General features: G+C 58.6%; 20 protein-coding genes and 1 riboswitch. Of the genes, 13 read left to right on the top strand and 7 right to left on the bottom strand.

The genetic code is table 11. From position 1 onward, the window contains the following. Positions 1-205 precede the first annotated feature (205 nt). The 5 genes from KT71_RS14945 to ald all read left to right on the top strand — a co-directional run bounded on the left by KT71_RS14945 (position 206) and on the right by ald (position 6,669). Complete coding sequence (locus KT71_RS14945; protein WP_008294529.1) at positions 206-658, top strand: pilin; 453 nt, start codon at positions 206-208, stop codon at positions 656-658. 123 nt (positions 659-781) lie between these two features. Continuing rightward, positions 782-2,695, top strand: a complete 1,914-nt coding sequence (locus KT71_RS14940) for a hypothetical protein (RefSeq protein WP_008294530.1) — start codon at positions 782-784, stop codon at positions 2,693-2,695. Positions 2,696-2,740: 45 nt separating this feature from the next. Then, a complete protein-coding gene (locus tag KT71_RS14935) occupies positions 2,741-4,582 on the top strand; it encodes a hypothetical protein (RefSeq protein WP_008294531.1) in 1,842 nt (613 codons plus the stop codon). Between the two features lie 13 nt (positions 4,583-4,595). Next, positions 4,596-5,462, top strand: coding sequence for a glycosyltransferase family 2 protein (locus tag KT71_RS14930; RefSeq protein ID WP_008294532.1), 867 nt, complete (start codon positions 4,596-4,598; stop codon positions 5,460-5,462). A gap of 85 nt (positions 5,463-5,547) precedes the next feature. After that, positions 5,548-6,669 carry an alanine dehydrogenase gene (gene ald / locus KT71_RS14925; protein WP_008294533.1) on the top strand — a complete coding sequence of 374 codons (1,122 nt, stop codon included), beginning with the start codon at positions 5,548-5,550 and terminating at the stop codon, positions 6,667-6,669. Positions 6,670-6,736: 67 nt separating this feature from the next. On the opposite strand, the gene KT71_RS14920 is transcribed toward ald, so the two are convergent. Together KT71_RS14920 and KT71_RS14915 are read right to left on the bottom strand one after the other, a co-directional pair. Next, entirely contained in the window at positions 6,737-8,911 is a 2,175-nt protein-coding gene (locus KT71_RS14920; protein ID WP_008294534.1) for a malate synthase G, read from the bottom strand. A 129-nt stretch (positions 8,912-9,040) separates the two neighbouring features. After that, positions 9,041-10,027 carry a LysR family transcriptional regulator gene (locus tag KT71_RS14915; protein WP_040363323.1) on the bottom strand — a complete coding sequence of 329 codons (987 nt, stop codon included), beginning with the start codon at positions 10,025-10,027 and terminating at the stop codon, positions 9,041-9,043. Between the two features lie 135 nt (positions 10,028-10,162). Here KT71_RS14915 and KT71_RS14910 point away from each other — a divergent pair, with 135 nt between their 5' ends. Next, complete coding sequence (locus KT71_RS14910; RefSeq protein ID WP_008294536.1) at positions 10,163-11,923, top strand: acyl-CoA dehydrogenase; 1,761 nt, start codon at positions 10,163-10,165, stop codon at positions 11,921-11,923. Next, positions 11,923-12,411 (top strand): ribonuclease E activity regulator RraA, encoded by a 489-nt coding sequence (gene rraA / locus KT71_RS14905; RefSeq protein WP_008294537.1) that lies wholly within the window; start codon positions 11,923-11,925, stop codon positions 12,409-12,411. Before KT71_RS14910 ends, rraA begins: the two co-directional genes overlap by 1 nt. A 55-nt stretch (positions 12,412-12,466) precedes the next feature. On the opposite strand, the gene nadC is transcribed toward rraA, so the two are convergent. Then, positions 12,467-13,312 carry a carboxylating nicotinate-nucleotide diphosphorylase gene (gene nadC, locus KT71_RS14900; protein WP_008294538.1) on the bottom strand — a complete coding sequence of 282 codons (846 nt, stop codon included), beginning with the start codon at positions 13,310-13,312 and terminating at the stop codon, positions 12,467-12,469. Between the two features lie 116 nt (positions 13,313-13,428). Between nadC and ampD the strand changes: the two genes are divergently transcribed. The 4 genes from ampD to KT71_RS14880 all read left to right on the top strand — a co-directional run bounded on the left by ampD (position 13,429) and on the right by KT71_RS14880 (position 18,017). Further along, complete coding sequence (gene ampD / locus KT71_RS14895) at positions 13,429-14,019, top strand: 1,6-anhydro-N-acetylmuramyl-L-alanine amidase AmpD (protein ID WP_008294539.1); 591 nt, start codon at positions 13,429-13,431, stop codon at positions 14,017-14,019. 4 nt (positions 14,020-14,023) lie between these two features. Then, positions 14,024-14,809, top strand: coding sequence for a regulatory signaling modulator protein AmpE (gene ampE / locus KT71_RS14890; RefSeq protein WP_008294540.1), 786 nt, complete (start codon positions 14,024-14,026; stop codon positions 14,807-14,809). Between the two features lie 70 nt (positions 14,810-14,879). Continuing rightward, positions 14,880-16,607, top strand: coding sequence for a sigma 54-interacting transcriptional regulator (locus KT71_RS14885; RefSeq protein ID WP_023660142.1), 1,728 nt, complete (start codon positions 14,880-14,882; stop codon positions 16,605-16,607). A 3-nt stretch (positions 16,608-16,610) separates the two neighbouring features. Next, on the top strand, positions 16,611-18,017 hold the full coding sequence (locus KT71_RS14880) for a serine/threonine-protein kinase (RefSeq protein ID WP_008294543.1): 1,407 nt from the start codon (positions 16,611-16,613) through the stop codon (positions 18,015-18,017). A 32-nt stretch (positions 18,018-18,049) separates the two neighbouring features. On the opposite strand, the gene KT71_RS14875 is transcribed toward KT71_RS14880, so the two are convergent. The 4 genes from KT71_RS14875 to KT71_RS14860 are packed head-to-tail and all read right to left on the bottom strand — an operon-like array spanning position 18,050 to position 22,489. Next, entirely contained in the window at positions 18,050-18,922 is an 873-nt protein-coding gene (locus KT71_RS14875; protein ID WP_008294544.1) for a ketopantoate reductase family protein, read from the bottom strand. Continuing rightward, on the bottom strand, positions 18,919-19,788 hold the full coding sequence (locus KT71_RS14870; protein WP_023660141.1) for a phosphotransferase: 870 nt from the start codon (positions 19,786-19,788) through the stop codon (positions 18,919-18,921). The genes KT71_RS14875 and KT71_RS14870 overlap by 4 nt, the downstream gene beginning before the upstream one ends. Beyond that, complete coding sequence (gene pnuC / locus KT71_RS14865; RefSeq protein ID WP_008294546.1) at positions 19,752-20,312, bottom strand: nicotinamide riboside transporter PnuC; 561 nt, start codon at positions 20,310-20,312, stop codon at positions 19,752-19,754. Before pnuC ends, KT71_RS14870 begins: the two co-directional genes overlap by 37 nt. Then, positions 20,309-22,489 (bottom strand): TonB-dependent receptor, encoded by a 2,181-nt coding sequence (locus KT71_RS14860; RefSeq protein ID WP_023660140.1) that lies wholly within the window; start codon positions 22,487-22,489, stop codon positions 20,309-20,311. Before KT71_RS14860 ends, pnuC begins: the two co-directional genes overlap by 4 nt. 46 nt (positions 22,490-22,535) lie before the next feature. Further along, positions 22,536-22,670: riboswitch (TPP riboswitch) on the bottom strand. 97 nt (positions 22,671-22,767) lie between these two features. Here KT71_RS14860 and KT71_RS14855 point away from each other — a divergent pair. Together KT71_RS14855 and can are read left to right on the top strand one after the other, a co-directional pair. Next, positions 22,768-23,985, top strand: a complete 1,218-nt coding sequence (locus tag KT71_RS14855; protein ID WP_008294548.1) for a GGDEF domain-containing protein — start codon at positions 22,768-22,770, stop codon at positions 23,983-23,985. Between the two features lie 2 nt (positions 23,986-23,987). After that, positions 23,988-24,611: a carbonate dehydratase gene (gene can, locus KT71_RS14850; protein ID WP_008294549.1), complete on the top strand. Its 624-nt coding sequence runs from the start codon at positions 23,988-23,990 to the stop codon at positions 24,609-24,611. Positions 24,612-24,662: the final 51 nt, after the last annotated feature.

Genomic DNA, 24,662 nt, shown 5'->3' with positions numbered 1-24,662 from the left:
TTGTCAGTTAGTGCAGGGTTTGGTAACTAGCTTAGTGGCTTGTAGGTGATGAATGATGGGAGGTGGCTGATGATGACTTTTAGTAAGCATATGTTTTTATTGGTTTTTACTGCTTTGCGAGGAACTCTGGCCCACAATGTGCAAACGTTTACAGGCGGCACCAAATTTTTAGGCCTTTCGGCTGTCAACAATCTGGAGAGTGAACATGAAAAAGATCCAAAACACGCGTCAGCAGGGTTTTACGCTGATCGAATTGATGATCGTAATCGCGATCGTGGGTATTCTGGCGGCTATCGCATTGCCTGCGTATCAGGACTATACCGTTCGCGCACGTATGTCTGAGCCCCTCGCCCGCTTGGCAGAAGCTAAAACGACTATTGCTGAGTTTTATGCGGCGAACGGGACCATGCCTACCGCGGCGCAATCGGGTATTAACAGCGTAGAAACTCAAATAGTGAACTCTATTGTTTACGACGGCAATAGCATCATCGAAGCAATCGTAAAGCAAAGCGTTATGCCTGGTGCGACCGGCAACCTGGCGTTCGAACTTGTCGCTGTAACGAATGCAGCTACTCGCACTATTCAATGGACATGTCGCCCCGGTACCGTAACTTCTCCGGTATTGAATAATCATCTGCCGGCCAACTGCCGCGGGTAATCTGTCTTCTTAACAAAGCGGTAAAGTGGAACCGGGCCGATCTCATCGGCTCGGTTTTTTTTGCTTTCTTATTTGCCTTTTTACTTTTTTCCACCGTGTCGTCTACTGCATAAGCAGGCTTAAATGCTGACAAATGGTCGTAATACCAGTATCTTTTTGCTACTCAGTGTTTTTATTCTTGCGGCTGTCAGTGCCTCCTATCTGCCGGCTTTATCGGGTCCGTGGTTGTTCGACGATACCCCGAATCTTCTCGAAAACAGAGCGCTAAAAGAGTTTCATTGGACCCGGTTTGACGATCTTCGCGACGTGGCTGTCAGTGGTCGCGCCGGTCCCCTGGGACGCCCGATTTCGCTCTTGAGTTTTCTGGGACAGCGCTACCAAGACCAGATTCTGAGTTCCTACGCAGTAAAAGCTGTCAATTTGGGGATTCACTTTCTCATAGCGATTATTCTTGGGTACCTGGCGCTCAAGATATTCGCGGCCTGGGGCTTCTCCGAAAGGCAAGCTAAAGTCGCTGCGCTACTGACAGCTGCCCTGTGGTGCGCTGCGCCCCTGCATGTTTCAACGGTAATGTATGCGGTACAGCGGATGAGTCAACTGAGTGCGCTGTGGGTCCTGCTGGGGTTGGCGGTATATGTCCGCTGTCGCGAGCGCTGGGTCGAACAGATGCCAGGTTTGGAACATGTGCTTGCGATGCTCCTTTGGCTGATGCTCTGCCTCGTTCTGGGACTCTACAGTAAAGAGAACGCAGTAATGCTTTTGCCACTGCTCGTTCTCCTTGAGGTGAGTGTATTTGGATGCGTTGTTGCGGGGAGCCAGCGACGGGGCTTGCAGCGTGTGGGTGTGGGTGCTGCGTGCTTATGCCTGATGGCCCCATGGATTCTCTATTTCCTGGAGCCTGCATGGCTGACGGAGTCCTACGCTCGAAGAAATTTTTCTCTCGAAGATCGCGTCGCTGTGCAGGTGCCATTGCTCTGGAAGTACCTGCAGTGGACGCTTTTGCCCGACCTTCGATCCCTGGTGTTTCTCCAGGATGGGCAGTGGACACTTCTCGAAAACTCCTGGGGCCCCTTGATTGCCGCTGCTGCCTGGCTGCTCGCGATGACTCTGGCCATCGCACTCAGGAGCCGTGAGCTCATTTTTGCATTGAGCTTTTTTCTATTGGCGCACAGCATTGAGTCAACGGTACTGGCCCTGGAAGTGTCCTACGAGCACAGAAATTATTTACCCTCGGCTGGTTTGCTTCTTGGTTTCGTTGCAGTAGCTTTCAGCTTGGGCAAGCGCTTTGAGAGAGAGCGACTAACGCTCGCAATCATGGTGCTTCTGCTTGGTCTGTCACTGGTAACACTGACACTTCGCTCGCAGATTTGGTCGTCGAGTGAAAGCATCTATGAACACGCCTATCGCTATTCGCCAGAATCCCCGCGGTCAAAATTTCTTTACGCTGCTGCTCTTCTTGATACCAGCAGTGTTGACGACTCAGGCACTGACGCTGTTTTGCTGAAGCAAGCGCGACTGGTAGAAGCCCGGGAGCGGCTCAAGGAGCTTGCCCAGGCTGATGTGCCAGATATTGCAGCACTCGCTCTCTTGATGAGGATTGATAGCTCTATATTTCCACAACTAGCGGGTCGCGAGCCGTGGGCGAAGTTAATGATCCGGGCGCTTGCTATGACACAGCTTCAGGCCGAGGACTATGCGGCCCTCAGCTTTCTCACCGACTGCCTGCTGGATGGTTCCTGCACGATGAGTGCAGACGAGCGGGCGAGTCTGCTGGATTCTTTCCATAAGGACACGGGAAAGCCTGCATTCATGGCGGGCCTCCGAGCCCGATTGACCGGTGGCGGGCCGGAGTATGTGCAAGGGATTTACGAAAAGTTAGCTGAGGGGGAGGCTCCGGCACCTATTGTTTACGCAAGATTGATTGAGATTTACAGCGAGGCCGGAGAGCGCGGAAAATCAATCGATGCCATGCGACAGCTATTGAGCATTGACGAGCGCCGCACGTTCCTTAAGCCCATGATCCGAGCTATCGAATAGTGGCAGTGTTGCGGTTTGGCTAGGCTTCTGTCGCTTCTGTCGCTTTTGCTCATCGCCGGCCTGGCGAGTTGGGCCTATGCTCCGGGCATCGAGGGGCCCGCTCTGCTCGACGATCGGTCCAATATACCGGTGATCAATCCCGACACCCTGGACACCACAGAAACGTTATCCATCGTATTTGGGAACACTTCAGGCCCCCTTGGGCGCCCGGTGGCAATGGCGTCCTTTGTTGCAGAGGCAGCGATTCTAGGCGCAGGTTCAGCCACCGGGAAGACAGTTAATCTTGGAATTCACCTTGTAAATACCGTCCTCGTCTATCTTCTGGCGCTTGCTATATTTTCAAAGTTTGAGCCAACGTCGTCTCGCGTCTGCGCGCTCCTTGTCGCGATGGTCTGGTGCTGGGCACCACTACAGCTGTCCACGGTGCTCTACCACGTGCAACGCATGACGCTTTTGTCCAGCTCCTTCATGCTCTTAACACTGTTGTTTACCCTGCGGTGGAGACGGTCCTTTGATACTGAATCGAGGATGCATGTATTTTGGTCTGCTGCCGCTTTGGTCACCGCAATCCTGGCGCTTTTTGCGAAAGAGAATGCGGCAACGCTAGTGCTGATAGTGCCGAGCCTGCTGGCACTTTATCCCGTAACCCCGGGGCGGCCCCGGGGCTGCGCGGTGCGTGTGGCGGCTGCCAGAATCTTTGTTGTTCTATCGGCTGCCGCGATCTGTGTTGTGGCGGCTAAATGGTCCTGGATTGTGGCGGGCTATGAGGTCCGGGACTTCACTGTCACAGAGCGGGTGCTTAGCCAGCCGCGAATCCTGTTTGATTATATTGCTCAATTTTTTGTTCCAGACACGGGGCGTATGGGTTTGATCCATGATGATCTTGCCTTATCGAGTGGCTTATTCAGTCCGCCTTCAACCGTGCTGAGCATTTTATTTTTCTCAGCTTTACTGGCTTTGAGCTTTTGGAGAAGGCAAAAGGTCCTTGGGGCACAGGTGCTAATGTGCGCGGCAGTTTTCCTCCTGGGCCATTCCGTAGAATCATCGGTGATAGCGCTTGAGCCGTATTTTGAACATCGGAACTATTTCCCGAGCCTGGGGCTTGCCCTTGCGCTGGGGTTTGGGGCTGGAGCATTCCTGAAGAAAGCCCCCGCAGTAAAAGTTCCCTTGCTAATCTGGGTGTTGATCTACGGCGGGTGGTTGTTGGTAGAGACCGGAGCACAGGCACGCATATGGTCCAAGCTCGAAATGATTGCCTTGCACGAGGTGAACGGGCATCCCGAGTCGCCACGAGCGAACCGGGCCATGGCCCTTTTGCAGGCGAAACATGCAGATCTTGAGCTGGCAATGAAATACGCTGACAGGGCGTACCCAGAAGGCGAGCCAGGTTATCATTTGAACAGAGCCGTTTACGTATTGGCCCTTTCCTGTGTTTCAGGCCAGCCTCTTGACGAGTATGATTTTTCATCCCTAAAGAACTTCTCGGGTCTGAAAGACCGAGCTGCACGGGAGGCAATGCAGTTGCTTATCGAGGGGGTTCACGATAAAAGTTGTGATCGTGCCGCCGTACTCGAGCTTGCCGACCGGCTTTATGTCCTGGCTGCGAGCACGGCATTAAACAATGATTTTGAACCACTCCTATCGACCCTGGCTGTTCTGGAAAATGCACTGGAGCGTTACGGAAGAGCCTTGTGGTATACACAGGAGGCTTTGTCTCATTCCCCGGAGGACGTTCAGCTCATGCTGATGAAATTACACTTCTGTCTGGCAACACGGGCGGAAGACGCTTGTGAGGGAACGAGGCGAAAATTGCTGACACTTGAGAAGGATGGGCGACTCAGCGTTGAGCAGAGTGAGATGCTGGCGCTTTATCGCACAGGAGAATAGTTTTTTGTTAAGCGTGTCTATCGTTATCCCGGCGCGAAATGAAGCCAGTACGATTGCTGTGGTAACAAAGCAGCTGATTTCCTTACGGCCGGACTTTGAGCTCATCGTAATCGACGACGGCTCCACCGATGGTACGGGCGAAGTCGCCGCCGATGCCGGCGCTACCGTGATCACACAGCCCTACAGTAAGGGGAATGGTGCCGCCATCAAGCGGGGTGCCCGGGCGGCGACCGGAGATATCCTGGTTTTTATGGATGCTGACGGCCAGCACGCGCCGGCGGACGTTGAACGACTGCTTTTCAAGTTCGATGAGGGGTTTGATCTGGTGGTGGGTGCGCGATCGGGGCTTGGTTCTCAGGCGAGCGTTGCACGCTGGGGTGCCAATAGTTTCTACAATCGTTTTGCCAGTTGGATGGTAGGGCAGCCCATTGACGATCTTACTTCAGGCTTTCGCGCGGTAGATCGTCGCAAGTTTTTGAGCTTTCTCTACTTGCTACCCAACGGATTCAGCTACCCCACTACATCAACTATGGCGTTCTACCGGGCGGGCTACTCCGTAGGATTTCTCCCCATCAAGGTGGCCAAGAGACAGGGCAAGGGACACATCAACCTGCTGCGTGACGGCCTCCGGTTTCTGTTGATCATTTTCAAGGTGGGGACCTTGTACTCCCCTCTCAAAGTGTATTTCCCGTTTTCAGTTTTGACCGCCGGATTAGGTGGGGTTAACTACGTTGCCACAGCCATGGTGAGTGACTCCTGGCGTTTTACCAATATGACCGCGCTACTCATCTCCTCGGGTGTGATCATTTTTCTTCTCGGTCTGCTGTCCGAGCAGTTAACCAACCTGCAGTACAAAGATGTCAGTGTTGACGAGGACTGACTCGTCACCCTAAAGAGGTAGGGTGCGATCCCCTTGAGGCGTCTAACATACGCGCCGTTTCCATATCCTTACGGAGAGCATCAGCATGCTTATTGGGGTCCCCAAAGAAATCAAGAATCATGAATACCGGATTGGACTCACACCCGCAGGGGTCAGTGAACTGGTGCATGCCGGGCATGAGGTTCTTATCGAGACCTGTGGAGGCGCATCCATCGGTTTTGATGACGCCCAGTACGAGGCGGCGGGGGCGCGCATAGGTGCCGACGCAGAATCTGTTTTCGCCCAGGCCGAAATGATCGTGAAGGTAAAAGAACCCCAGCCTGATGAGTGTCGCATGATCAGGCCGGGTCAGCTTCTGTTTACCTACCTTCACTTAGCGCCGGATCCAGAACAGACGCGTTTGTTAGTAGAGTCCGGGGCCAGCGCCATTGCCTATGAAACTGTGACCAGTGCTCAAGGGGGCCTTCCGCTGTTGGCGCCCATGAGCGAAGTGGCCGGGCGAATGGCGATTCAGGCGGGCTGTCACAGCCTCGAAAAAGCGCAGGGCGGTAGCGGCACATTGCTTGGAGGCGTACCGGGTGTTGAGCCAGCACGGGTTTTAGTCATCGGTGGTGGGGTGGTGGGAGTCAACGCCGCGCGCATGGCCATGGGCTTGGGCGCCGACGTCACCATCGTGGATCGCTCCATCACACGCCTGAAGGAACTGGATACACTGTTCGAAGGCCGAATGAAAACGCTCTACTCCACCCGTGATGCCCTCGAGCGCCATGCTCTGGAGGCGGATCTTGTTGTGGGTGCGGTGCTCGTTCCCGGTGCCGCTGCACCCAAGTTGATTTCAGCAGAACTGGTGTCCAGGATGAAGCCGGGTTCGGTGATGGTCGACGTCGCTATTGATCAAGGGGGGTGCTTTGAAACAAGTCGGCCCACCACGCATCAGAACCCCTGTTACATTGTTGACGACGTTGTGCACTACTGCGTCGCCAACATGCCAGGAGGCGTTGCGCGAACCTCTACGCTGGCATTGACCAACGCAACGCTTCCGTACGTTCTGTCACTGGCATCAAAAGGCCTTAAGAAAGCGCTGGAAGATGATCGCTATTTACGTGACGGATTAAACGTGCACAACGGGAAAGTGACCTATCAGGCGGTGTCCGAGGCCCTGGGTTATGAGTATTTGCCGCCTATGCAGGCGCTGGCTGATTTGTAGTCGGTGTGAGGCAGCTACGCCTGAATAGCGCGTAGTTGCCTCGGGTTGCTCGGCAATGGCAGCCTACCTAGGCTGCCGCCTTCGCCTCCCGGCGCCGCGCATGGAGCACGGGCTCTGTGTAACCGCTGGGCTGCTCCGTACCGAGAAACACCAGATCGCAGGCAGCTTGAAAGGCCACGCTATCGTCGAAGTTTGGTGCCATGGGCTGGTACAGCGGGTCGCTGGCATTCTGTTTGTCGACCACGGCTGCCATACGCTCCAGGGTTTCCCGAACCTGGCTCTCGCTGCAAACGCCATGGGTGAGCCAGTTGGCGATATGCTGCGATGAGATGCGCAGCGTTGCCCGGTCTTCCATCAAGCCCACGTTGTGAATATCCGGCACCTTGGAGCAGCCTACTCCCTGATCAATCCAGCGAACCACATAGCCGAGGATGCCCTGGGCGTTGTTGTCCAGCTCGCGCTGAATGTCCTCGGAGCTCATATTCGCCGCTCCGCGCAGGGGGATAGCGAGAATGTCGTCAATGGATGCGGGTTCCCGTTCCTTGAGCCGGGACTGCACGGCGGCGACATCCACATCGTGATAATGGGTGACGTGAAGGGTTGCCGCGGTGGGAGAGGGCACCCAGGCGGTGCTCGCGCCAGCTTTGGGATGACCGATCTTCGCATCCAACATCGCGGCCATCAGGTCGGGCATTGCCCACATACCCTTGCCGATCTGGGCGCGGCCCAGAAGCCCGCAGGCGAGGCCGGCGTCGACATTGTGGTCCTCATAGGCGCTGATCCAGGCCTCTGACTTCATGTCTCCCTTGGGCGTCATGGCAGCGGCTGCCATGCTGGTGTGAATTTCGTCGCCCGTGCGATCAAGGAAGCCCGTGTTAATGAATACCACGCGCTCCTTTGCCCGACATATGCACTCTTCAAGGTTGATCGTCGTGCGCCGTTCCTCGTCCATGATGCCCAGCTTGAGCGTGTTCCTGGACATGCCCAGCGCATCTTCGACGCGGGAAAACAGATCCACGGTGAAGCTGACTTCATCGGGGCCGTGCATTTTGGGTTTTACGATGTAGACGCTACCGCAACGGGAATTGCGAATCTCTCCCTCGCCTTTTAAATCGTGGAGGGCGATGGCCGCGGTGAACATGGCATCCATGATGCCTTCGGGGATTTCGTTGCCCTCACTGTCAAGAATCGCTTCGTTGGTCATGAGATGACCGACGTTGCGCACGAACATCAGGCTGCGGCCAGGCAGCACCAGATCACTGCCATCGAGGGCGGTGTAGTGACGGTCCGGGTTGAGCTTGCGGGTCTGGCTCTGCCCCCCCTTGGTAAACTGCTCGCTCAAGTCGCCGCGCATCAAGCCCAGCCAGTTGCCGTAAACGATGGCTTTGTCCTCGGCGTCCACCGCGGCAACGGAGTCCTCGCAATCCTGAATGGTACTGATTGCTGACTCCATGAGCAGATCCTTGACCCCCGCTTTGTCTTCCGCACCGATGGAACTTGAGGGATCGATCTGTATTTCGAGGTGGAGGCCATTGTGCTTGAGCAGTACGGCCTCGGGCGCGTCAGCGGAGCCCCGGTAGCCGCAAAGCTGTGCCCCATCGGCCAGAGTGGTTTTTTCACGCTCGTTGCCAATTTCGACGTCAAGGGCACCGTCGGTGATCAGATACCGCAAAGCCTCATGGTGACTGCCGGACTCAAGGGGGAAGTGTTTGTCGAGGAAGTCACGGGCCCAGGCGATGACCTTCGCACCGCGTACGGGGTTGTAGCCTCCCCCGCGCTCGGCCCCGTCTTCCTCAGAAATCACATCGGTGCCGTAGAGTGCATCGTAGAGGCTGCCCCAGCGAGCATTGGCTGCATTCAGGGCGTAGCGTGCGTTCATGACGGGAACGACCAGTTGAGGGCCGGCGATAGTAGCCACCTCCGGGTCAACGTTTTCCGTGCTTATGGAAAACGGCGCGGGCGCAGGGAGGAGATATCCAATATCCTGTAAAAATGCTTTGTAGGCGGCCCGGTCGTAATCAGGCCCGGGGTGCTGACGGTGCCAGGCATCGATTTGCTCCTGCATGCGTTCGCGAATGGTAAGCAACTCCAGGTTCCGCGGCCGCAGTTCCTCGATGATGCGAGCGAGGCTCGCCCAAAAGTCATCGGCATTGATATCAACACCCGGGCAGATTTGCTCCTCCAGCAGTGTTGCGATAACCGGTGCTACTTGTAAGCCTGCTCGTGAAACGCGATTTGTCATGGCCTAAACTCCTTGCTCCTATCGTGCAAACGCACGATCGCGACTGTAAAGGGGCGATATTAATCTCTGGGCCATAATTTCCAAAGTCGATGGCTTTGATCGCCGTCATTTATCCAATGAATGCCTGTGTCAGGCGGATTTATCCGAAGCCACTTTATCCGCAGCAATTTTGTCCGTAGAAACAATGTGACGCGCCGTTTCAACGATGAGTTTGCGCAGCCAGCGGTTCCCGGGATTGTGCTGAAGCAGAGGGCTCCAGGCCATTTTGAGCTCCAGGGGCGGGATTTCCATGGGCGGGTCCCGACGTACCAGGCGCGGGTTGTCCCGCTTCAGCAGCGCCGCGCGGGTGGGCAGCGTGACAATCAGGTCGTTGTGCTCTGCCAGGGTCATCGCAGCCTGGTAGTGACGGGTAAACACTCGAATCTGGCGCTTTTTACCGAGACGGTTGAGGGCAGCGTCTACCCAGCCAAGACGCTGCACATCATCGGGGTTGACGCCTACGCCTACTCCCATGCCGGTTTTGCTGACCCAGACGTGATCGGACTCGAGATATTTCTCCAGGGTGAAGTCATCGAGGATCGGGTGGTGGGTACTGAGGAGGCAGGAGAAGCTGTCGTCCCACAGGGGGATCTGATGGAAAGACTGGGGCATGGAATCAAAGCGATTGATCACCATGTCGACTTTGCCTCGCTCGACGTCGAGGAAACTGACGTCTGAGGGCGTCATTATATCCAGGGTTATACCCGGCGCCTCGTGGCGGAGCTTGCCCAGCACCTGAGGAAACAAGGTGGATTCTGCGTAATCACTGGCCATGATTCTGAACACGCCCTGGGCTTCCTCCGGATGAAAAGCAGAGCGGGGCTGCACGGCCTGATCAATACGCGACAGGGCATCCCGCACCAGCGGTTCGAGCTCCAGGGCCCGCTCCGTGGGAGTCATGCCCTCGGAAGTCCGCACGAGCAGGGGGTCGTCAAACAGGGTGCGCAGGCGCCGTAAGCCGTTACTCATGGCAGGCTGTGACAGATTGAGCTGCTGAGCGGCCTGGGTCACATTTCGCTCGCGAAGCAGAGCGTCGAGATAGACCAGCAGGTTAAGGTCGATGCGATGGAGATTCATGCGGGCAACCGGGAGCTGTACAAGCGTCACAGTATCGCGATGATGCCGCCTTTCTGCCAAGCCTTTATACTTGGGTCTCCCGGCGCGCTGTCCGCGCCCATCCATTACTCGGGAATATTTAGAGGCTTTTCTGCTATGTATCGTGCCCCCCTGGAAGACATGCGATTTGTGATTGATGAAGTCCTGCGCGTTGGCGAAACCCTGGGCAGCCTGCCCCGTTTTGAGGAACTGGGCGTGGGAGAAGAGCTCACAGCCGCGCTTCTGGATGAGGGGGGAAAGCTTGCCGGGGAGGTCCTCGGTCCGCTCCGTCGGGTGGGAGACATGAATCCCGCCCGCTGTGAAGATCAAAAGGTGCATATTTCTCCCGGCTATGCCGAGGCCCTGCAACAGTTGGCCCAGGGTGGCTGGTTTGGCATCTCCGCCGACGCGGAGTTTGGGGGGCAGGGCCTGCCGGAGCTCTATGGCACGGCGGCATCAGAAATGTGGAACGGTGCCGATATGGCCTTTGCCCTGGCACCGTTTTTGAGTAGCGGCGCAGCGCTGGCTATCGCATCCCATGCCAGCGATGAGCTCAAGGCCATCTACCTTGAAAAACTTCATACCGGTGAGTGGACGGGCACCATGAACCTCACGGAATCCGGCGCTGGATCAGATCTTGGTGTTATGAAAACCCGTGCGGTTCCCAATGGCGATCACTATCTTATTTCCGGACAGAAAATCTATATCACCTGGGGTGACCACGACGCCGTCGATAACATCGTGCATCTCGTGCTCGCCAAGCTTCCTGATGCGCCCGAGGGCTCCAGCGGGATATCACTGTTTTTGGTGCCCAAGTTTCTGGTGAATGCCGATGGCAGCCTGGGGGAGCGCAACGATGTGTATCCCGTATCGACGGAACACAAACTTGGCATCCATGGCAGCCCCACCTGTGTCATGGCCTTCGGCGATGATGGCGGTGCCGTCGGCTATCTCGTGGGCGAGGAGAACCGCGGGCTTACCTGCATGTTCACCATGATGAACGAGGCGCGTCTAAAAGTGGGACTGCAGGGTCTGGGCGCCTCCGAGGGCGCCTATCAACAGGCTCTGGCTTACGCAAAGGAGCGTGTGCAGGGAGGCGTGCCCATCATCGAGCATCCCGATGTCAAACGTATGCTTCTGACCATGAAGGCGCTTAATGAAGCGATGCGGGCCCTTGCCTACAGCGAAGCCGTCACCATGGATCTGGCGCATTACGGGCCGGAGTCCGACCGCGTCGCATCGCAGGCGCGTATCGACCTTATGATCCCCGTTATTAAGGGTTGGATGACCGAGGTGGGTGTGGAGCTGACGTCCCTGGGGGTGCAGGTGCACGGTGGCATGGGATATGTCGAGGAGACCGGCGCAGCCCAGTACCTTCGCGATGTGCGGATTACCCCCATTTACGAGGGTACCAACGGTATTCAGGCGGCAGATCTTGTGGGTCGTAAGCTGGGTCGGGATGGTGGTACCGCCATGGGCATTGTTATCGAGGAAATTCGTGCCGATGCCAGGACTTACATTGATGCCGGGGGTGAGCTTGCTATCGTTGGCAAGGCGCTGGAGAGCGCGGCGGCACTGCACGCCAGCTCCACGGAAGCGATTTTGCAGATGCTTGCTCACACTCCCGAAGCGGCGAGGGCGGCAGCCTTCGATTATATGATGCAGACCGGCTACCTGTTCGGGGGCTGGCAGCTGGCCCGGGGCGCTTTTGTTGCCCAGGCCGCTCTGACGGCGGGAGACGACAATGATTTCTATGCCCGCAAGGTCGCCACGGCGACGTTCTATGCGCAAAGCATTCTGCCGCGCTGTGAGGGGTATGCCGGGGCCGTCGCGAATGCCGGTGGTGCATTGCAGGATTACCCCGTGGGGTGGCTCTGATGGCAGACAGCTTCAGTACGCCGGATCTCGCGGACAGCGCTCCCGACGCGCGAGCACTCATTCACGCCTGGCGGGATTTTGGGGGCGTGGACAACTTCACGGGTGTGGCGGTGACGGTCAAGTGTTTTGAGGACAACTCCCTGGTGAAGGAACTGGTGCAACAGCCGGGAGAGGGCCGGGTGATGGTGGTGGATGGGGGCTGCTCGTTACGACGCGCCCTCCTGGGTGATCAGCTGGCCGCGAAGGCCGTGGAAAACGGTTGGTCTGGTTTAGTGATCGCAGGGGCTGTTCGCGATGTTGAGATTCTCGCGACCCTTGCTCTGGGCGTGAAAGCCCTGGGAGCCTGCCCCCAGAAAACCGATAAGCGGGGTGAGGGGCAGCGTGATCTGCCCATCGATATCGGTGGTACCACGGTGCGAAGTGGGGACTACGTTTACGCGGATCGCAATGGTGTGCTCGTCAGCGCCGAGGCTTTGCTGCCCCTCTGATAGCTCCTGCGCCTGCCTCCTGCGCCTTTTCAGGGCCGACCGCCGGGGGCCGGGTTCAGGAAAGCCGCATCGATAAATCCAGAGGCTCGCAGCCTTTGGTCAGGGCACCGATAGAAATAAAGTCCACGCCGGTTTGCGCGATGGCAGCAAGGGTCTCCAGGGTTACGTTTCCCGAGGCTTCAAGCTCCGCTCTGCCGTCGTTAAGCCGCACCGCTTCGCGCATCGCGTCGAGATCAAAGTTATCCAGCATGACGCGCTCGCACTCCGCATCGATGGCTTGAACCAACTCGTCCATGCTTTCCACCTCTACTTCAACGGGTTTCCCGGGCGCATTTTCCCTCGCTCGCATGACCGCCGCAGGAATACCGCCACAGGCAAGGATGTGATTTTCCTTGATAAGAAAGGCATCGAAAAGACCCACGCGGTGGTTGTGGCATCCGCCGCAGCGCACGGCGTATTTTTGCGCCGCCCGGAGTCCCGGGAGCGTTTTGCGCGTATCCAGGAGGCGAACGCCCGTACCTTCCACACGCTGGGCATATTCCCGACACCGGGTCGCCGTGCCCGACAGGGTCTGAAGAAAATTGAGGGCCGTGCGTTCTGCCGTCAGGAGGCCGCGGGCAGGCCCCCGCAGCTGGAGCAGGGTCTGGCCTGCTCTTAGACTATCACCGTCGGAGGTGTTCCACTGGAGCATGATACGGTCATCAACCTGCTCAAAAACCCTGTTAACCCACTGTTGGCCACAGAGCACTCCCTCATCGCGGGTGACAATGGTGGCCTCAGCCATGCTGTCAGCAGGTAGCAGCTCCGCCGTGATGTCTCCGTCGCCGATATCCTCGGCAAGAGCGGCCTGAACATTCGCATCGACAATGTCGTCGGGGACACGGTGAAGATTTAAGGTCATGAAAGCTACCGGTTCAGTGGCACAGCAGAAGAAGGGCCATGGTAGCAGTGAGGGGTCCGTATCCGAAACTGTCAGGACGCTTGCCGTTGACGGGTTTGATGCACACAATGCGCCCTATGTCCCAATCCAAAGCGTGGAATGGCTGGCTCGAAGGGGCCCGCCACTGCCCTTCGCCCAACTGCAATGTCCGACCCGCGCCCTGGGCGCCGGATATGCTGGTGGTGCACAATATCTCCCTGCCTCCCGGCCGTTTTGGCGGTGATGATGTGGAGGCGCTGTTTTGCAACACTCTGGATTGCTCCCGGGATCCGTCGTTTGATGAATTGCGGGGGCTGGAAGTCTCCGCACATTTTTTTATCAATCGCGAGGGTGCCCTGACCCAGTTTGTCTCCTGTCACGATCGGGCGTGGCACGCCGGCGTATCGACCTGGGGGAGCAGGGTAAACTGCAACGACTTTAGCATTGGCATAGAGCTGGAAGGTACGGATTATCAGGCCTATGAAGATATGCAGTATGCAATGCTCAGCTCTCTCATAGGAGAGCTTCGCTGTCGGATGCCGTCCCTGGCGCGGGGACCCATCGTCGGGCACAGCGATATTGCTCCGGGCAGAAAGACGGACCCGGGGGAGGCTTTTGACTGGAACCGCCTGAGGCAAGGCCTCCGTTCCGGGTCTCATACCATCGTTCACACACAAAGGGATTCTTAGCGCGATGACCTTTCTTGCCATGATCATTGCCCTGTCCCTCCATCAGGTCATCCAGCCTGATAGTTTTCTTCAGCGGGATACCTGGCTGCTGCAGTGGAATCGCTGGGCCACGGGCCGCATTGTCAGCCCGGCGGTGCGGGTCGCGATCACTCTTATAGCCGTCACCCTGGTTGTAGTCTGGGCGTTGGCGACCATCGATGACTGGCTCTTTGGTTTGCTGGAACTCCTGGCCACGGCGGGACTGTTTGTGTGGAGCCTGGGGCGAGCGGATTTTCATACCGCTCTGGAGCGCTTTGAGGCTCGCGCCGCCACGGATCCGCTGGCCGCTACCGCTGCCCTGGAGGCCTTGTGGGCGCCAATCCATGAGCCCGAATCTCATGAACCCGGACCCATGGAGCGCTTGGTTTACAGCGGCTATGCCCGTTGGTTTGCTCCGCTGTTCTATTTTGCCCTCGGGGGAGTGCTTGCGGCGGTGTTGTATCGCGTTGTCTCGGTTCTTGCGGAGAGAGAACAGCCGCCATCGGCATACACGCAGCTATTGCGCTGGGCTGACTGGGCTCCCTCGCGCGTTCTGGGTCTGACCTTTGCCTTGACTGGCGATTTCATGGCGGTGAGCAAACGCGCACCACTCAAACATTTCGCGGACGCTACACCCGCATCCCAGCTCCTTCAGGAGTTGGCAGGCGTGGCCTGCAATCACGGCGAGAGCGCGCGGGAACTCGGAAATATTCTTTACCGCAGCGCGGGTCTCTGGCTGGTGTTTTTGTCGGTGGTGCTCATCTTCGGCTGATCCTTGATGCTTTCTTCCTGACGCTTGGCTGCTATGCTCAGGATTATCGGCATCGTTAGCGGAGGGGCCTGTGAGCAATTCTGAAGACGGGGGAAGCACCCGCTCCATCGACAGTAGTGACACTGGCTTCACTCACACCGGAGGGCATCGGCAGGCGCCGTTGGAGTTGTATGCGGTCCTTGCTTTTCATCCGGACACGTCGCGCATCGGGGCGATTTTTCGTGCGTCTCCTCACGAAAAAGTCATCAGCTTTGGCCGTCATTCGCCGACGTTTCAGCCTTCCCGCCCGGGGGAACCGCCGGATGCGTGTAATGGCTCCCTCGAGAGCGCTGATGCCTTGGTAGCCGTGAATGTTGCCGAAAGCACTGTCGGGAGTACCCACGAAAGTACGGGCGAAGGTCTTGGTGAGCGAGTCGTCAGTCGCAAGGCCTTCAGCCTGATGCGGGACGGGGAGTGCTGGCGGCTGCTCCGTCATGAGGGGAGTTCCCGCTTGCGCATCAACGGGCAGGAACTGCGGGACGAAGCGACGCTTTCTGAAGATCAGTTGATGTCCGGTGTGGTTTTGACCCTTGCGCAGCGCATCGTCCTGCATCTCCGATTACGGGGACACGTTGCTCCATCCGACGGCATGGGGGAACTTGTAGCCCTGCGCGGCGTGAGCGCCGCCATGGCGGCGTTGCGTGAAAGCGCCCTGGCCGCCGCCAAGAGCCGCGACGATGTATTGCTCATCGGACCCACGGGGAGTGGTAAAGAACGCATTGCCAGAGCTATCCACGCTCTTGCCTGTTCATCGGGGGAGCCCTGGGTTGCCGTCAATATGGCTGCGCTGCCGACGGAAATTGCCAGCGCCGCGCTCTTCGGCGCGCGAAAGGGCGCCTACACGGGCGCCGACAGCCACCGGCGGGGTTTCTTCCAGGAAGCGGACGGCGGCACGCTGTTTCTTGACGAGGTGGGTGATACGCCACCTGCTTTGCAACCGATGCTCTTGCGGGCGCTGCAGGAGCGGGAAATCCAGGTGGTCGGCGGAAACCCCCAGCGTGTTGATCTGCGCGTAATCGCCGCCATGGAGCAGGATCCCGATCACTTGCGGGATAGCTTTCGCCCCGCGCTGCGTTACCGCCTCGGCGCCCTGGAGATACGCCTTCCCGCTCTGGCCGAGCGAGCCGAAGATGTCGCTCTCCTCGCAGCGGATTTTTTTCGTGCTCGCGCCCGGGAGGCGGACGATACCTGGGATGTATATCGCGGAAACGCCGGCCCGGGCGCCTGGGCGCGGCTCTTTGAGGAATTTTTGCTCTACCCCTGGCCGGGAAATATTCGTGAGTGTCAGCACATCGTGGCCCAGATCAGCAATGTGTCCCACGACGGCCTGCAGGTGCCCGCCACCATTCGTGCGCGGTGGCGGCGATCTTCCGGTGACGCAAGGCCCTCCGAGGCCCAGTCTCAAAGTCGAAAGTCCCAGATTAATGAACCTTCTCCGAAACGCCTCGCCGATGTCTCCGATGAGGTCTTTGCCGAGGCCTGGAAGAAGGCACGCTACGAGGTTGCCACCATCGCGCGAGACCTCGGTGTTTCCAGGCCGGCGATCTATCGGCGTCTAAAAACCCTCCGGGACTGCCGGCTGGCCGCGGATGTCCCTCTGGGAGAATTGCTGTCTGCCCTCGATGCCTGCCGTGGAGACCTTCGCAGCACGGCGGAGCGCCTGGCCGTGTCCCGCCAGGGACTCCAGACACGCCTGCGGGCCAGTGGTGTAGCTCCGGCGAACTTCACGGAAATATTTGAGGATCAGGACTCCCCCTAAGCCGTGATCCGGGGGCTTTCACAGTATCGACTGCTTTGCAGGCTCGGCCAGGGTGGTCAGGGTGATGTCTACCTGGCTTTTGATACCCGTCTAAAACGCCGGGTCTGTATCAAGCTTTATCATCTTTCCGGGTCCCTGAGTGCCCGGCGGCGCGCCGTTCGCGAGGCCCGCCATCTCATGGAGGTCGAAAGTCCCCAGACCGTTACTATTTACGACGTGGTGAGTGTCGGGTCGCAACTCGCCCTGGTCATGCAATACGTCCAGGGTGGGACCCTCAAGGCGTTGCTGGCTACGGTCCCCCGTCTCAGTCCTGCGAATGCCCTCGCGATCATTACCGATCTCGCAGCCGCCCTGGCGGGCCTGCGTCGCTCGAAGCTGGTTCATGGCGATCTAAAGTCGGCAAATGTACTCATTGATGGGCGGGGGCGGGCTGTCTTATCGGACTTTGGCGCATCGATTTTCGCAGGCGAGCGCTGGTCGGTTTTCAGCTATGAGTCCCTTTCTCCCGAGCAATCCCGCGGGGAGCCGGCAGCACTGACCAGCGACTTTTTTGCCCTGGGTCTCCTCCTTTATCGCATGCTTTATGGGCAGCATCCTTTTTATGACGGTGAGACTCTGGATATGCAGCGGCTCCGTGCGGGCCTGAAACATGTGCCCGATCTGCCGGACGCGCCAGGCACCGCCGAAGGGGCCCTCAAAGCATTGCTACTGCGTCTCCTCGCCGCAAATCCCGGGGATCGTCCCCAGGGGACCTTTGCGCTAAGAGAGAGCTTACGGGAGCTGCGCAGCCTCCTCCCGGCGCCCAGCCTTACCGAGCTGCCCGTGCATGCTTTGTCTAAAGATCTTTCTGAGAGCCCGGGGAATCTCCGCCTGCCTCGCAAGCTCCTGCGCCCACCGATCTCGGAGCGCTTTAAAGCCTGGCTTGCCTACTGTTGGTATCGGGGCAGCTGGGGAGCGCGGGGTCTGCTTATAGGTGCTGCTGTTTTGCCCGCACTGCTATTGACACTTCTCTGGCTCGCGCCCGGGCCCTGCGTAGCCGTCGCTGTGCCGCAAATTAATGTGGGTCCCGATGGGCGCAGAGTGAATGCGGGTGAAGGGGAGCTGCATGTGCTTCTCACAGCTCTCCTCAAGCAGGCTGGTGGAGGCGCCGTGGTGCTGGGCGCCGGGGAGAGTAACGATAGCCGCTATACCCTCAGCAAGGCGGGTGCGCACAATCAATGTATCGCCACCCGGCAGCTGTATCTGCAGCTCGACTGCGATCGAGGGCGCTGCCTCATGCAGCTTGAGGGGCGAAGAGACGGTACAGCCAGGGAGAGGCAGCTGTCCCTGCCGCAGACAGCGTCCCCCATAGAGTTAAAAACGGCTCTGGCCCAGCTTCTTGATGAGCAGCGGGATTTTCTTTTGTTTTAACGCAGCCTACCGTTTTACCGCAGCCTGATGTATCAACGTAGCGCGTTTACCAGGGCGTGATTGATAGGCAGCTCCAGCCCCAGCGGCTCTGCGCGGCGCAGAAGCTCGCCGTTAAGGTAGGCGATCTCCGTAGGGCGGCCGGCGATAACATCCTGCAGCATGGACGAGCGATTCAGCGCGGTCTGTCGGCAGATTTCTACGGCGGTGTCCAATAATGCCGGGTCACCCGACCATAGGCCCAACGCCCTCAATGCGGGCTCGCTTTCTCTGCACAGTGCGACCAGATCCGGCCCGGGCGTATCACCCTGCAAGAGCTCGCCATTGTGGCAGCGCAGTTGTGCGGTGAGGGGGTTGATGACGCAGTTGATGGAAAACTTCTCGGCGATGGCGCGCGCGATATCCCCTTCCCATCGCCATTCCTCAAGGGGCTCGAGGCTGTCGCAGAACCAGTGGGGCGCTTCAGTGGAGCCATCGGCTGCGCCCATGCGGATACGCCCCAGGGAGGCGATGTGCACGCGATTTTGTGCATCCCGGTAGGCCCCCGCAGTGCTGATTGCCCGGTAGAGCATTCGACCTGACAGGCCTCCCCTCATTGCCTCTTCAAACCCGAGGCCATTAGCGGTGCAGGCAATAATGGCCCCGGGGGATAAATAGGGTAATGCCAGATTCAGCGCATCGAGCAATTGCCCGGCTTTGGTGGTCAGGAGCAAGTGCTCAATGCTGCCCCTTTTAAGACTATGCAGGGGTTCCGCCACCAGGGCTGTCTCTACCTCCCCGTCGACAACAACCCGCTCCTCCACATCCTGGTGATGGTGAAGGAGGCTGTAGGAACGCTGATGCAGATGCATGCGGTAAGCGACAAAACTGCCTATCGCACCGGCGCCCAGAATGTGCCAGTGCGTCACAACAAAGCATCCCCATGGGAATGCGTCGCGAGGCGATCAAGCGACGCCTGGGTCTCGGGGCCATGGGCAGCGTTGGCGCTATACCAACAGGCCTCTACGCAGGCGTAGAGCAGGCTCTGGGCCGCAAAGCGTTGTTTTTCTTCGTCCATGGGTTCGCGCTGGAGGTAGGCCTTCAAAAGTGCCCGGGCATTGTTGCTGGTCATCTGCGACGCGCATACCGCAAGATCAAAAAAGGGATCACCGCTTGCTGCATACTCCCAATCCAGAGCGAAAAGATGGCCCCGGCTGCGAAGACGGTTAGCCCCGAGTAGATCGTTGTGACACATTTTGAGGTCTGAACTCTCATGGTCCTCAAGAAACTTCACGGCGCGGTCGATCGCTTCTGCGCCGTGCTGTAACAAGGTTTCCAGAGCGGTGTCACCTGCGGCGTCTTTACGGCAGCGACGAAAAGCGTCGGGCGAGTGCAGCACCTCCCCTTGAAGGGGGAGGGCATGGATTTTTCCGAAGAGTTTCGCGATCTCTTCGGGGGATTCGGCATCGCTATCGTCTGGCTCGAGGTACTCCATGATCGTAATGCCCCGGCGGGGGTCGCAGTAACGCACCTCGGGTGCGATGCCCGCTCCAGCCGCCTCACTGTGAACGCTGGCTTCCAATGTTCTTTGTTCGCTGGTGCGCAGAGCGTTCCTGGCGATACGGGCGACCCAAACTTGCCTTGGGCTCTCGAGAATCTGGAGATAGTGGTTACAGCCGCCGGCAAGCACCGCGCCGGGCGTGGGTGGAGCGGCCAACTCCGGTGCCCAGACGGCAAAGTTTCCGCACAAATCGTCAATCAACTGCGCTGTTGAAGACGCAGGCTCTGTCGCCACTGCTTCCATCCGATAAATGCCAGCGCTGTGTAGACCGTGTAGAGTGCTGATGATGCCAGTAATCCGGCATTGAGATATAGCCCGGCGGTTAAAGCATCGATGACTATCCAGTAGATCCAGGCCTCCAGTTTCTTCTGCGCGACCATCCAGGTGGCCAGTACTCCGGCCCAGCTGCTGGCCGTATCAACGATAGCCTGAAGATCTGTCAGGGTCTGGCGCAGGAGCAGGGTAACAAGCGTGAGCAGGCAGAGGCATGCGAGCATCATGCCGTGGTAGCCCCAGGGGGCCCGGTGGACCGGGGTGGTGCTGCTGTCCCGTCCCCAGCGCCACCAGCCCAGGGCCGCCATCGCGATGTAGAAGACCTGAAGAAGCCCCTGCATGGGGAGTCCCGCCTGCCAGAAGATCCCCATGAAAATTGCCGATGCCATGGCGCCCGCTATCCAGCAGCTGCGCTTCTCTTTGATGGCGAGGAGCAGATACGTCAGCCCCAGGACAACGGCAAGTGCTTCGAGGGTCTCGTTCAAAGGCGCAGCTCCACGCTGAGGCCCATTTGGCGGGGATCGCCAAACTGGCGATAGGCTTCAGTGACGTAGCCTTTGCGTGGGTCATTACCAAAACTGCCAAAGCCCCGGATAAAGTAGTCCTCGTCGAGAAGGTTGCGCCCCCAAAGCGCGATCTCCCAGTTATCCCGCTGGTAGGCGAGACGCAGGTGCAACAGGCTGTAGGCGTCGGACTTTTCGTCGTGCCTGTCAGAGAAGTAGAAGCTGTCGCGACCCTCCCACTGAAGATCTGCCTGCCAGTGCATGGTCGGGCGCCAAAGGACACCGGCGGCAAACTGATAGCTTGGGGCGTGAGCCTGCTCGCGATCCTCGAGATCACGGCCGTCAGCATTGATGTATTCGTCAAAACGCGCCCGGAGTAAGCCGGTGTTCAGATACAGCTCTACGCTGTTGCTGACGGCGCCTCGAAGCTCCCACTCAAGGCCGAGGTTGTAGCCCGCCGCCGCGTTGTCCGTGAAGTCCACGAAGGCGGTGCTGCCATCCTCCCGGGGTATGACTCTCGAGCCACGTACCTGCTGATCCCGGCGGTCCATGTAAAACAGGGTGGCGGCGCTTTGCAGACGGCCCTCAAAAAACTCGCCTTTGTGACCAATCTCCAGGTTGTAAAGTAATTCCTCGTCGAAGAACTGTAAGTCCCGAAGGCTATCAGGAGACTGGAGTTGGTCCTCGGGAAAAGCCAGGATGCCGGCATTCACTCCCCCGGCCCGATAGCCACGGGACAGCGATAGATACACCATGCCCAGACTCTCCCGCTCATACTGCAGGGACAGCTTGCCACCCCAGAGATCGTTATCCGGATCGGCCTCGACAGCGTTGGAGTCGTCGTAGCTCATGGAGCGGCTCGCCAGACGCAAGCCACCGCTGAGGGTCCAGCGTTCTGTCACTGCCAGATCCAGCTGTCCGTAGGCTGCGCGGGTTTCCGCCGTGAAGCGGCTGCGGAAATCCTCCGCCAGATAGGTGTATTCCCGGCGCAGGGATTCGTCATCATTCAGGGCGTAGAGCCCCGCGGTCCAGCTCAGATCCCCCGCGCCCGTGCTCAGGGCGTCCGCCGAAGACAGGCGCAGCTGCACACTGTAGCTGTCGCGTTCCCGCAGGTAGCGGTCAAAGGAGGAGTAGTATTCAAGCTCCGGGGCGATGCCGACAAAACTCCAGTCCTCGTCATAGCTGTAATCCGTGTCCGTTGCTGCTGCCGAGGCCATGAGCTCCGTGAGCACCCGGTCCCCGGACCAGCGGTGGTGAAGCCCCAGGGCATCACTCTGCTGGCGATCGTTGCCGGGCATGTCCGAGAGCGTCGTGCGGGTGTTGTCGAGGGAGAAGGCATCGTAGCCGTTGTCGATATCCACGTGGCTCAGGGTGATGTCCAGGCTTTGCCGGTCGCTGGGCAGCCATTGGAGGCGACCCCGGTACACGCCTTCATTGCGGTCATTGGTGTCACTGCGATTCAGGAAGCTGTTATCGATAAACCCGTCACTGCGGTGTTCAAAGGCAGCGAGACGAAAGAGCAGGCTGTCCCCTGCAAGGGGCCCCGTGACGCTTACTCCCAGTTCTCGCCGGCCGTAGTCGCCCACGGTGGATTGCAAACGCGCGGAAAACTCCGATTCCGGGGCTGCGCTGCGCATGTTGATCAGTCCCGCGAGGGCATTGGCGCCGTGGAGGGTGCCCTGAGGGCCGCGGAGAACTTCCACCTGCTCGATATCGAAGAGCGTCGCGCCGCTACCGAGACCACTGAAGTCGATGCCGTCGATGAGCAATCCCACGGAGGGATTCAAAGGGTCTACGAACTGGCTCCGTTCACCCACGCCGCGTATCTGATAGAAGCGCGCCCGGGAGGTCCCCCCCGACAGGTTCACATTGGGAGCGAGGATCAGAAGGTTCTCCAGGTGAATGGCATTCCGCTCCTTGATCTGTTCGGCGCCCACGACGCTGCTGCTTGACGGTTGCAGGAGCCAGGGGGTGTTGCGAAGCTCCGCGGTCACCACAATCTCCTCCAGCGCAGTCCGCGTAACCCCGTCTCCGGAGGCGCCAGTCTGCGCCTGGGCGGTGATGCCTGCTCCGAGCAATAGAGTAGTAATCACAGCCGCCGACGCTCGGGCGATCTGCCCCGAAGTTTTGTTGTAGAGAAGAGTGGTAGTTCGTTTCATGATAATTCCCTCGGGCGAGGGAAGAGCGACTCGGCAGCGATCACACAGGCCGGGCAGCAACCATCCCTACGCCGGTATTGCCCGGATCAGGTTCAAAGGGTTCGCCCCGCGCTTCATCATTGTTTTTAGGCAGTGATGAGGCTTTGGCGTCTCAGGCTTTTAGCCACCCCTCGGTTTGCGGTTCGGAGTATAGTGGCACTACACTGAAACGGCAAAGCAGGTAAGCGAAGCTGCACCGCCAGGGAGAGCGATTTGGGCCACCAGAAGAGGGCGCAAAAGTGAGCAAAAACGCCGCGGGCAAGGGCAAGGACAAGGACAAGGGCAAGAGCGGGGGCAAGGGCGCAGAAACAGCAGCTGATGTGAGCGCTGCTCTCAGCGCCGGTGTTCGCGAAGCCGAAGTCACCAATATCGAAATGACGGTCCTTCCTGCGCATGCAGACGACAGTAGTGAGCGGGTGCAACTCCTTCATGTGCATGTGCTTCGGCAGCTGCGTCAGGCGCAGCGGAACCTCCTGGCGGTAAAAAGTCTGTCGTCCCTGGTGAAATACCTTCTGGAAGATTTCCCCCAGGGCTTTGCCTCGCCGCAGGCCGAATTACGCCTTCACGATCCCGAAGAGCAGATTGCCCGCCTCCTGCCCATACGCAAGATGTTCGGAAGCTCTCTGGCACTCAAGTCCGACAACTACGCCCTGTATCAGCTGTATCCCGATGTGCCTGACACGGCGTTGATCGATCTCGATGACCGGCGCATGTTCAGCATTTTGTCCGGGTCCACGAGCGCCGCGGGGGCAGTGATGATGCCCCTCTTTGACGGAGACCGCCTCGTAGGGAGCTACCACCTGGCGCTCACAGAGAAAATGACCGCCTATGGCGAGCAGGAGCGTGAGCTCTTCGCCATGCTGGGGCAGCTGGTTGCCGCCGCGCTTTTGCGCGTGGTGGAGTTTCAGCGGGTAGATCAGCTGACGCTCCTCAATCCCGTTACGGAGGTGGGCAATCTGCGTGCCTTTCGACGGGACATGTTGCGCGAAATCTACTGGGCGCGACGGGTTAATCACCCCATGACTCTCCTGTACATTTCCCTGGACGAGCTGGCGGACATCTGCAAAAACTATGGCGAGGTCGCCTGCCACTTTGTCCAGCGACGCGTTTCGCAGCGCCTCTGTTCCGAGCTTCGGGCCACGGATTACATCGCCCATATCTCCGCGACGCACTTCGCGGTTCTTCTTCCCGCCTGCAACGAACCCCACGCCCACGATATCGGTGAGCGAATGCGTCAGGACATCGACGAGTTTGCCATTGATGACGGTCGCGGCGCGGTGCTTCATGTCGCTCTAAGTATTGGTCTCGTCTGTTGGGAGCCCTCGCGACATCCCGTGGAATCCAGCGAGCGCCTGGCGACACAAATGGAGTCGGAGGCAGAAGGGGCGATGCAGAAGGCTGAGCGCGCTGGCGGCAATCGAATTTCCGTGGCCAGGCTCGGCCTGTTGATGCTCTAGCGATGGACGGTTTACGTCAGTTACTGGCGAACAACGAGGACTGGGCAAGGCGGGTCAGTGCGGACAATCCGGAATTTTTCCCTGAGCTGGCGAGCCAGCAGTCGCCGCGCTATCTCTGGATTGGCTGCTCGGATAGCCGCGTGCCGGCAAATGAGATCGTGGGGCTGAAGCCCGGCGAGGTTTTTGTCCATAGAAACGTCGGTAATGTGGTTGCCCATGGTGACTTAAACTGCCTGTCCGTGCTGCAATACGCCGTGGATATTCTTCAGGTTTCCCATGTAGTCGTCGTGGGCCATTACGGCTGTGGGGGAGTTGCTGCGGTACTGGATCCCAAACCCCGGGGTCTTATCGATAACTGGCTCAAGCATATTGAGGACGTTGCCATTGAGCAGCGAAGTGCTCTTGAGGCGGAGCCTGACGAAGCCACGCGAGTCAATATGCTCTGCGAAATGAATGTCCGGCGCCAGGTGGAGAACGTAGTGCGAACGTCTGTCGTTCAAGCTGCCTGGAGTCGTGGTCAGGCTCTGGGTATCCACGGCTGGATTTACAGCCTGCGTGACGGCTTGCTCAATGACCTCAAGTGCAGTCGCTTTGAGCCTGGGTATTCCGCAGACAGGGAGCTTTAGCAACAGCCACCTCTGCTCGGATGGGCGCTCCGTGATAAACTGACGCGCCAG

It is taken from the genome of Congregibacter litoralis KT71, assembly GCF_000153125.2.
Classification (GTDB): Bacteria; Pseudomonadota; Gammaproteobacteria; order Pseudomonadales; family Halieaceae; genus Congregibacter; species Congregibacter litoralis.
This window is presented reverse-complemented; position numbering and strand designations above follow the sequence as displayed.

What these genes read in the sequence shown, in the direction of transcription:
- KT71_RS14915 (WP_040363323.1), bottom strand. Translation starts at nt 10,027, where the DNA reads ATGAATCTCCATCGCATCGACCTTAACCTGCTGGTCTATCTCGACGCT.
- KT71_RS14940 (WP_008294530.1), top strand. Translation starts at nt 782, where the DNA reads ATGCTGACAAATGGTCGTAATACCAGTATCTTTTTGCTACTCAGTGTT.
- can (WP_008294549.1), top strand. Translation starts at nt 23,988, where the DNA reads ATGGACGGTTTACGTCAGTTACTGGCGAACAACGAGGACTGGGCAAGG.
- ampE (WP_008294540.1), top strand. Translation starts at nt 14,024, where the DNA reads ATGACCTTTCTTGCCATGATCATTGCCCTGTCCCTCCATCAGGTCATC.
- ampD (WP_008294539.1), top strand. Translation starts at nt 13,429, where the DNA reads ATGTCCCAATCCAAAGCGTGGAATGGCTGGCTCGAAGGGGCCCGCCAC.
- nadC (WP_008294538.1), bottom strand. Translation starts at nt 13,312, where the DNA reads ATGACCTTAAATCTTCACCGTGTCCCCGACGACATTGTCGATGCGAAT.
- KT71_RS14920 (WP_008294534.1), bottom strand. Translation starts at nt 8,911, where the DNA reads ATGACAAATCGCGTTTCACGAGCAGGCTTACAAGTAGCACCGGTTATC.
- KT71_RS14945 (WP_008294529.1), top strand. Translation starts at nt 206, where the DNA reads ATGAAAAAGATCCAAAACACGCGTCAGCAGGGTTTTACGCTGATCGAA.
- KT71_RS14910 (WP_008294536.1), top strand. Translation starts at nt 10,163, where the DNA reads ATGTATCGTGCCCCCCTGGAAGACATGCGATTTGTGATTGATGAAGTC.
- ald (WP_008294533.1), top strand. Translation starts at nt 5,548, where the DNA reads ATGCTTATTGGGGTCCCCAAAGAAATCAAGAATCATGAATACCGGATT.
- rraA (WP_008294537.1), top strand. Translation starts at nt 11,923, where the DNA reads ATGGCAGACAGCTTCAGTACGCCGGATCTCGCGGACAGCGCTCCCGAC.
- KT71_RS14860 (WP_023660140.1), bottom strand. Translation starts at nt 22,489, where the DNA reads ATGAAACGAACTACCACTCTTCTCTACAACAAAACTTCGGGGCAGATC.